Origin of the sequence: Campylobacter troglodytis (assembly GCF_006864425.1) — a bacterium.
In the GTDB taxonomy this organism is placed as follows: domain Bacteria; phylum Campylobacterota; class Campylobacteria; order Campylobacterales; family Campylobacteraceae; genus Campylobacter_D; species Campylobacter_D troglodytis.
On sequence record NZ_QHLI01000075.1, the window covers coordinates 1 to 8,830 of the forward strand.

9 protein-coding genes and 1 pseudogene are annotated in these 8,830 nt (G+C 32.6%); 9 read left to right on the forward strand and 1 reads right to left on the reverse strand.

Annotation, left to right across the window (positions count from 1 at the left end; all coding sequences use genetic code 11):
- Positions 1-180: 180 nt before the first annotated feature.
- The 9 genes and pseudogenes from DMC01_RS11205 to cmoA form a co-directional block, all read left to right on the forward strand.
- Positions 181-363 (forward strand): annotated as a pseudogene (locus tag DMC01_RS11205) (Asd/ArgC dimerization domain-containing protein); the annotation flags it as partial.
- Between the two features lie 268 nt (positions 364-631).
- Positions 632-2,377, forward strand: coding sequence for a DUF262 domain-containing protein (locus tag DMC01_RS11210; protein WP_142694297.1), 1,746 nt, complete (start codon positions 632-634; stop codon positions 2,375-2,377).
- Positions 2,374-2,589 carry a hypothetical protein gene (locus DMC01_RS13795; RefSeq protein WP_185908895.1) on the forward strand — a complete coding sequence of 72 codons (216 nt, stop codon included), beginning with the start codon at positions 2,374-2,376 and terminating at the stop codon, positions 2,587-2,589. The genes DMC01_RS11210 and DMC01_RS13795 overlap by 4 nt, the downstream gene beginning before the upstream one ends.
- Positions 2,552-4,552, forward strand: coding sequence for a GmrSD restriction endonuclease domain-containing protein (locus DMC01_RS11215; RefSeq protein ID WP_185908896.1), 2,001 nt, complete (start codon positions 2,552-2,554; stop codon positions 4,550-4,552). The genes DMC01_RS13795 and DMC01_RS11215 overlap by 38 nt, the downstream gene beginning before the upstream one ends.
- Positions 4,553-4,623: 71 nt before the next feature.
- The gene (locus tag DMC01_RS11220; RefSeq protein WP_142694298.1) at positions 4,624-5,598 is read left to right on the forward strand and encodes a hypothetical protein; all 975 of its coding nucleotides are present in this window, start codon (positions 4,624-4,626) and stop codon (positions 5,596-5,598) included.
- Positions 5,595-6,347, forward strand: a complete 753-nt coding sequence (tlyA, locus tag DMC01_RS11225) for a 23S rRNA (cytidine-2'-O)-methyltransferase TlyA (protein WP_142694299.1) — start codon at positions 5,595-5,597, stop codon at positions 6,345-6,347. The genes DMC01_RS11220 and tlyA overlap by 4 nt, the downstream gene beginning before the upstream one ends.
- Complete coding sequence (locus DMC01_RS11230; RefSeq protein ID WP_142694300.1) at positions 6,307-7,164, forward strand: bifunctional riboflavin kinase/FAD synthetase; 858 nt, start codon at positions 6,307-6,309, stop codon at positions 7,162-7,164. Before tlyA ends, DMC01_RS11230 begins: the two co-directional genes overlap by 41 nt.
- A gap of 30 nt (positions 7,165-7,194) precedes the next feature.
- Positions 7,195-7,371, forward strand: a complete 177-nt coding sequence (locus DMC01_RS13800; RefSeq protein ID WP_185908897.1) for a hypothetical protein — start codon at positions 7,195-7,197, stop codon at positions 7,369-7,371.
- Positions 7,361-8,065, forward strand: coding sequence for a carboxy-S-adenosyl-L-methionine synthase CmoA (gene cmoA / locus DMC01_RS11235; protein ID WP_142694301.1), 705 nt, complete (start codon positions 7,361-7,363; stop codon positions 8,063-8,065). Before DMC01_RS13800 ends, cmoA begins: the two co-directional genes overlap by 11 nt.
- A gap of 425 nt (positions 8,066-8,490) precedes the next feature.
- On the opposite strand, the gene DMC01_RS11240 is transcribed toward cmoA, so the two are convergent.
- Positions 8,491-8,830: transposase (locus tag DMC01_RS11240; RefSeq protein WP_142694302.1), on the reverse strand; the 340-nt coding region annotated here is incomplete at its 5' end.

Genomic DNA, 8,830 nt, shown 5'->3' on the forward strand with positions numbered 1-8,830 from the left:
GCACAAGCACGAGTTATTTTGCAAATTTCTGCGATTTTTTCTCCTCTAAATCAAGGCAGAAATACTTCAAAATTTCCCTAAATTTCTTTTGAGACAATTTGGGAATGAATCATATATTTGTTTTTCATTTTATTCTCCATACTTTAAAATGATATTGTATAAAATTAAAGTATCTTGAGCCATAAAAAATACCCTATGCCCCTTTACACGAGCAACACAAACGAAACCTATGTGGGGCGAATTCGAGCTGATATAAGCCGCAAAAATGTGCTGCATCTATGGTGCGTAACCGGCCAAATAAGAGTGGGAGCTGCCACAAACGCGGTTCGCATAGCAAAAGAGTGGGTTAAAATGCAGGGGTGAATTTGTGGCAAGGCTAATTTAATGCAAAGCTGAATTCAAAGTTTATTTTTGAGCGTTTTGGTTTTTTTGTGGGCGATGGATTGTGTGAATTTTTGATTTAAAATTCACAAAAGTTGTGAATTTTCACACAAATTTTAAAAGTGTTAATTTGGCACTTAAAGAGATTTTAAGGCTAGCATAAAAATATATGGTAGTATTATAGCACTATTGACAAAATTTGTTAAATTTATCAATGTATGAAAAAATTGTAAAATTAAGGAGTTTAATTATGCAACAAGACAAAGGGTTAAAAGCACTGAAAGATTTAGAGAATTTAAACTTTTTTATTCCTAATTACCAAAGGGGTTATAGATGGGGCAAAGAGGAAATAAATGCTCTTTTAGAGGATGTTTGGGATTTTGCAAACGCAGAGCATAAAGATAGTTTTTATTGTTTGCAACCCATAGTTGTAAAGAAAAATGACAAAAGATATAATGTAATCGATGGACAACAAAGGCTTACTACTATATTTTTGATTGTGAAATTTTTAAAAAACGAGCATTTGTTTAATCTTGCTTATGAGACAAGGCAAAATGAAGAGCAAGATTCAAGAGAATTTCTATGTAATATAGAGTCTAAAAGCAAAAGCGAAACGAACAATATAGATTTTTACCACTTTTATGAAGCCTATCAAACAATAAAAAATTTTTTCAGTGATAGCAAAATTAACAAGGAAAAATTCACAAACACATTACTAGAAGATTGCCAAATTTTATGGTATGAGCTTAGCAAAGATGAAAGTGAAAATGAAGTGTTTCGTAGGCTAAATATAGGCAAGATTCCCTTACAAGAAGCAGAAAATATAAAGGCATTATTTTTGAGTAAAAACGAAAATCTAAACGAAGATGATATAAAAGAAAGGGCAAAGTTTTGGTATGAAGCAGAGCTATCTTTGAGAGAGGAAAGAGATTTTCGCTACTGTGTCTTAGCAAATATAGATAAAAACGACATTATGTCAAATATAAAACCTTACATATTAAGCGATGATCTTTCGCGTATTGAAGTGTATTTGTGTGCGATTACCCCACAAAAAGAAGATGAAAAATTGCTTAAATATTTTTATAAAAATTATGCAGACAAAAAACTAGATGATAAATGGCAAGAACTAGAATCTTGCGTAAATAGTTTTCAAGGATTTGCAAGTAAGGGTACAAGCCAACTTGATAGAGAGATTTTCCACTATATTGGATTTTTAACCCAAAATAATGAAAAAATCTCAAACATTTACAAGCTATGGAAAGACTGCAATAAAAGCAAAGAAAGCTTTGCTAAAAACTTATTTAAAACAATTTGTCGTAGTATGAAAAATTCTATTGAAAACATTGATGATTTAGATTATAGAGAGGATGACAAAAAAGAGATCCACGCCTTACTTCTACTAGCAAATTTACAATTTTTAATCAATGATGAATCAAGTAATAAATACTTTGAATTCAACCGTTTTATCTTAGAACAGTGGAGCCTAGAACATATCTATGCACAAAATTCACGTAGCATTAAAACAGCCATAAAGGATGGTGATAAAGACGCATTAAAAGATTGGCTTAATGAAACAAAAGACTACATCGAAAGCAAAGAATTACAAAGAGAAATAAGTGAAGTTGTATCCATACTAGAATCTAACACAGCACCTAAGCTAAAATATGATAAAAATCTAGAAAAACTACTAGCTAAGATTGATCAAGATTTTAAAGATAACAATTCACTGCATAAAATTAGTAATCTTAGTTTACTAGATAAAGACTCTAATGCAAAATTAGCCAATCTCATTTTTAGCAAAAAACGCAAGAAAATAGAACAACTAGGCAAAGAATATAAGTTAATCCCCATCTTAACACAAAAGGTTTTTGATAAATCTTTAGGTGATTTAAATTGCAGCCACAAAGATATTTTTAATAAAGACGATCAAGAAGCGTATTTAGAGTTTTTAAAAGACTTGCTAAATAAATTCACATATTACGAGGAAAACAAATGAATAAAATATTAAATTTAACGAAATTTTTAAACGAACGCAATGTCGAAATTCCAATGCTACAAAGAGACTATGCACAAGGACGCAAATGCCAAGAAAAGGTGGCAAAGGAATTTTTAGATGCAATTTTTGCCGTGCTTTGTAATGATAAAAAGTCGCTTCATATTGACTTTATATATGGCTATAATAAAAAAGAGAAATTTATACTATATTGATGGACAGCAAAGAATTACGACCTTATGGCTTTTACATTTTTATCTTTACAAAAAGGCTAAGAAGCTAGAATTTATCGCCAAAGCATTAGAAAAATTTTCTTACGCTGTGCGTGATAGTTCTAAAAATTTTTGTAAAAATTTACTAAAAAAGGATTTTGATTTAGATATAAATCCAAGCAAGGCTATACTTGATAAGGGTGGCGAGTTTGAAAAAGAACAAAATCTAAGAAACGACCCTACCATTAAAGCAATGCTTAATATGCTTGATTTAATATATGAAAGGATAAATAATAAAACAAAGTTGGAAAATTTTATTAAAAATTTAGACAACATTAGCTTTTATGTCTTCGATATGGGCAAGTTTGAACTAGGAGAAGAGCTTTATATCAAAATGAACGCTAGGGGAAAACAGTTGAGTAAATGCGAAAACTTAAAAGCATATATTGAATCAAATTCTAATGAAGCTAAGGCTCACACCCTTTGGAGCAATATCGACAACAAATGGGCGGATATGTTTTTTGATCCAAAAAATCCTAATGCCTTTGATAAACGTGGAATTGTATTTTTACACTATGCAAATATATTTTTTAGCTTATTAAATAGCGAGGCAAAAAATGATAAAATTAAAGATTTGATAGATTCGGCAAATCACGCCATTGATGATTTCTACAAGCCCTTACAAAATCTAAAAAACATTGAATTGCTTGATAGTGTAGTGGATTTATATAAGACTTATAAGCAAGTGTTTAAACAAAGTGGATTTTTGGCATTTAGTGATTTTGATTCATTTAAAAATGCAAAGGATTCGCTTACTTATACTGAAATTTGCTATTTTTATGCCACGATATTTTTAGCATTAGAATCTAAAAATAAAATCATTAACACACAAAGTTTAGAGGATTATTTGCGAGTATGCAAGCATTTGATACAAAATCATAGGCTTGATAATGACGAGCATATCACTTCATTTTTTGAGCTTTTTAAGATTTTATCAAAAGGATATAACAATATCTATGAATTTTTAGCACAAAATTCTACGCATAAATTCCATAAGGATATTTATGAGTTAGAATCACGCAAGGCAAAACTTATTTTATCAAGTCGCAAGGGTGGTGAAAATTGGGAGGAAATACTAAATGCCACAAGCAAACATCCTATATTAGTGGGCTGGGTGGATTATCTACTAGATTTTAGTTATGATAACACACAAGACTTTGAAAAGTTTTGTAAATACAGCAAATTAACTATGCAAATTTTATATGAGATTAACAAGGATAAAGACCAAGATAGGATATTTTTACCACTTTTTCAACGAGCATTTTTAAGTGTGGGACATTATGGATTTTGGGCGACAAATTATTTTTATGGAAATTATTGCGGTGAGATTTATAGAGACAGAGAAGCATTAAACTGGCTACTAAGTGGCAAAAAGAATGATGAAAAAAAGCCATATTTCAAAGAATTACTTGATAAAATAATAAAATCCCAAAAGATGAATTTAATGGAGATTTTGCAAGATCTTATAAATGATGCAGATCTTTCTAACAAAGAATGGTATGACCAGCTTTTGATAAAACGAAAAGGCTTATTTGAGTTTCTTAATTTAAAAAAACTAAGCTTTCAAAAAACGAGTAGGATTAGGTTTATTGATGGCAAGGTCGAACTTTTACCGGGCATAAAAAGCTTTACAAATGTAAGAAATTTGCTTGATTATGGCTTTTATTTGTATTGCAAAGACAAGGAAATTAAAAATTTAAGCGAATATGAAAGCAATGAGGAACAATACGGCAATCAATACCCCTTGCAACCGCACTTTACTATAAATGACAAAGAAGTTTTGTGTGATAGTGCAAACTCTAAAATTATCTTTGATGGAGAAGAATTTGACATTGATATGAGTGGAGATCTTTTTGCTGAATTTGATAGGATTATAGAACTTATTAAGGAGTGCTTGAAAAATTAAGGCTAAAATTTATCAAAAATTACTTTGTTTTAATAAAATTTTACTAAAACAAATACTAAACAAGGGCAAAAATGCATCTTCTTGCGATTTTAGGGCTTTTGGGCTTTGTTTTGCTTTGGCAAAAAACGCACCTTGCTAGCCTTTTTTTATTAGCACCCTTTTACGCCCTTTACAAGGAAAATTTTCTAATTTTATGGGCTAGGAAAAATATCATCAAAAAAGCCACGCTTAATAAAAACGCCCTATTTTACCGCCTAACAAACAAAAATTCCTTACTAGTTGCCCTGTCCTTTTGCATAGCCCTTTTTGCAAGTGCCTCAATAGCCTTGAATTTAATGTATGCAAGCCATTTGGATTTGGCATTTTTGTTTCTAGGCTTTCCCTTGCTTTTTTTACTAAGCAAAAAAGCCCTTGCCACTCAGTTTCGCAAAAACCCTTACAACACCTTGCGAGTGGTGCTTGTGGCTGCCTTTTTCACGGCTTTTTTTTACGCTCTTTTGCAAACACTTTTCAAGGAAAAAATGGACGCCTTTTTTTACATAAACAATTACCTTGATATGTATAAAAGCTCAGCCTTCACCCCCCTAGACACCCTCTCTCAAGCCTTGCATTTCGTGCTTGTATTTAAAAATTTTATGCTTTTTTGGCTTGATAATTTTTGGGCAAAAGCCCTTATCTTTGGCTTTGATTTTGTGAATTTTTTCGTGCTTTGCAGTTCTTTCGCCCTGCTTTGTAGCTTTACGCTTAAAAATAAATTCAGCCTAGTTTTAAGCCTAATTTTTGGACTTTTGGCTGTGATTTTTTATAATGAGAGCTTTAATGTCAAGCCAAAATATCAAGAAAAAATTTCTTTGTATCTTAAAAACCTTGAGCTACCTTTGAGCGAGCTTGATTTAAGCAGCTTACAAAAAGAAAACGAGCTTTACAAGGCTAATTTAGCTAAATTCAAAGAGCTTTTAGATAAAAACGCCCTTGAAATAGGCATTTGGTGGCTTTCAAAGGAAAAGGACGAGCTTAAAAAGTCCTTAAAAAGGAGCTTGCCTTGAGATTTGATAGCTTTGTGTCCCAAAAACTTGGCATTTCGCGTAATAAAGCCTTAGAGCTTATAGAAAACAAAAAAGTGTTACTAAACTCAAAAGCCCTAAAGCCCTCTTTTAATGTAAAAAATTTAGCCCTAAATCCTTTGAATGAGAAGGATTTGCTGAATTTAAAAGAGCTAAGCCTAACAGTTAATGACAAGATTTATGCAAGCAGGGCAGCATTAAAATTAAGGGGCTTTTTGGAGGACTTTGAGCTAAATATAAAAGGCAAAGTGTGCCTTGATATAGGCGCTTCAAAGGGAGGCTTTACTCAAATTTTACTAGAAAATGAGGCTTTAAGGGTAATCGCCCTTGATGTAGGCTCAAATCAGCTTGATTTAGCCTTAAAAAATGACACAAAGGTGCAAAGCATTGAAAACACAGACATAAAAGACTTTAAAAGCGATGAAAAATTCGAGCTTATCACCTGTGATTTAAGTTTTATCTCGCTAAAAAAGGTGCTTTGTTATATTGACAAACTTGCTTATAATTTAATCTTAGTTTTGTTTAAGCCACAATTTGAGGTAGGAATTTACGCAAAACGCGACAAAAATGGGGTTGTCAAAGATGAAAAAGCGATAAATAAAGCAAAAAGCGAGTTTGAAAAAGAGTGTGCGAACTTGGGCTGGCTTTTGCTAGATACAAGAGAGTCTAAACTCAAAGGAAAGGAAGGAAATGTCGAGTATTTTTACCTTTACTCAAAAGCAAAGCATTGAAATTCTAGCACTTGGCTGCTTTGATGGGCTTCATTTAGGGCATAAAGAGCTTTTAAAGCATTTAAAACCTCATAATTCAGCCTTGCTTGTCATAGATAAATTTCAAAACGACCGCTTGGTGCCAAAGGAAAAAATGAGCGAGCTTTGTGAATTTAAGCTGATTTTTGTGGATTTTAAAAGCATAAAAGAGTTTAGTGCAAGGGATTTTTTAGAGCTTTTGCAAAGCGAGTTTGTGAATTTAAACACAGTCGTAGTGGGTGAGGATTTTCGCTTTGGCAAGGATAGAGCAGGCGGGGCTTTGGACATTGAAAAAATGAGTAAATTAAGGGCTATCATCGTGCCAGATTTTGAATTTAAGGGTTTTAGCGTGCATTCTAAAAAAATTAAAGAGTTTTTGCGAAGTGGGGACATAAGGCTTGCAAACATCTTGCTAGGTAGAGATTACGCAGTAGAAGGTGCTGTCATTAGCGGACAAGGCTTGGGAAGCAAAGAGCTAGTGCCTACCTTGAATTTAGACAGCAAGAATTATTTTTTGCCAAAAAACGGAGTCTGGGCTAGTTTGTGTGAGCTTGGCGGGCAGATTTTTAAAAGCGTTTCTTTTATAGGACTTCGCTCAACGGATGGAAAATTCAGCGTTGAAAGCCATATTTTAGATGAAAACTTTGCAAATTTAAAATTAAATAAGAACGAAAAAATCACTCTAATTTTTAAAGAATTTTTGCGAGAAAACAAGCATTTTGATGAGTTATCAGCCTTAAAGGCTCAAATTCAAAAGGACTGCGAAAATGCCCTTTTAGCCTTAAAAGAAGGCTTATGAAGGTTTTCAAGTAAAATTCAAAGGGCAAGTGTGAATTTAAGCAAGGCTCACGGAGAGCGTGAATTTATACAATACCTTCGGCCAAAGGGTAATTGCAAAAGTTTTAAGCAAGGCTTTTTTAGCCAAAAGCTAAGTTTAAAGCTTTTACGCAAAGCTCAAAGGGGCTTGAATTTTTTAAACACAACAAAGGAAAAAGATGAAAGATGAGCTTTTTAAAGAGCCACTTCAAAGGCTCTTTGAATTTGACGAAAGGGTAGCCTCGGTTTTTGATGATATGATAAGCCGCTCTGTGCCTTTTTACAAGCAAAATTTAGCCCTCATCTCTAGCCTCATACACCGCCTTGCTAAAAACAAGGCTAGCATTTGTGATTTGGGCTGTTCTACTGCTTCCTTGCTGCTTGAACTTTATAGATTAAATCCTTCTTTTAGGCTAGTTGGGGTGGATAACTCAGCTGCTATGATAGAAAATGCAAGACGTAAAAGTGAGGCTTTTGGAGCTAATATTGAATTTATCGAGGCTGATTTAAACGAGTTTGAGCTTATTAAAAGCGATATTTTCATCTCTAATTACACCTTGCAATTTATCCGCCCCCCACAAAGACAAAATTTGGTGCAAAAAATTTATGAGAGCCTAAATGAGGGAGGCTTTTTTGTAATGAGTGAGAAAATTCTCTTTGAGGATAAGCTCTTGGCAAAGACTATGATTGACATTTACGCAAGTTTCAAGCAAACGCAAGGCTATACGCGCCTTGAAATAGCCAAAAAAAAAGAAGCCCTTGAAAATGTCCTTGTGCCTTACACGGAAAAAGAAAATGTTGCTATGCTTGAAAATGCTGGCTTTAAACGCATTGAGAGCTTTTTTAAGTGGGCGAATTTTGAGAGTTTTATAGGCTTTAAATGAGGATTTATAAGGTGTTAAGCGTAATTGAGAAGCTTTTAAAAAGCAAAAATTCACAACTTTGAATTTTAACAGTGATAAAGAAGTTTAAAGCCTAGTTTCCTTTGGCATGGGCAGTTTATTTAAAAAAAGCGATCTTTTTGCTTAAACTTGAAGCTTACTTTGTATTCTTTTTAGAACTAAAAATTAGCTACTTTTGCAAATAAGGTTTATTTTAGAAAAATGACAAAGTTGCGTGATAAAATCAAGCCCTTTTTGAAAAAGTAGCTTATCCTTAGAACTTATCAAGGGCTTGAATTTAAGTTAAATTGTGTAAAATTTTGTTAAAAATCAAAGATATTTTTGCTAAAAACTTGAATTTATAGTGCTTAAAATGGGTTTGTTTAAAATCAAAATAAATAAAAAATTTAGGCGATTGATACTTTTAGCTAAAATTTTATAGGATTTTTCCTAATCAATTTTAACAAAATTTTATACAAATTTTCATTTTTAACTTTAACATTATATCTAAATTCAGTTTCCTTTAAGTGCAAATAGAAAAATTCCCTTTTAATGCCGTGAAACTGACTTAATCTAGCCTTTGCAAAAACCCAGAAATTCACAATGTTGTTTATGTGGCTTCGCCCATTTGCAAACTCGTTTTTAGAGTGTTTCACTCGGTAATGTTCCTTTGCACCGAAATCAACCAAGCCATCATAAGCTTTGAAGCTGTCGCTATAAATTGTGGCATTTAGGGCATCAGCAAAGTCATTTATGATAGACAATAGC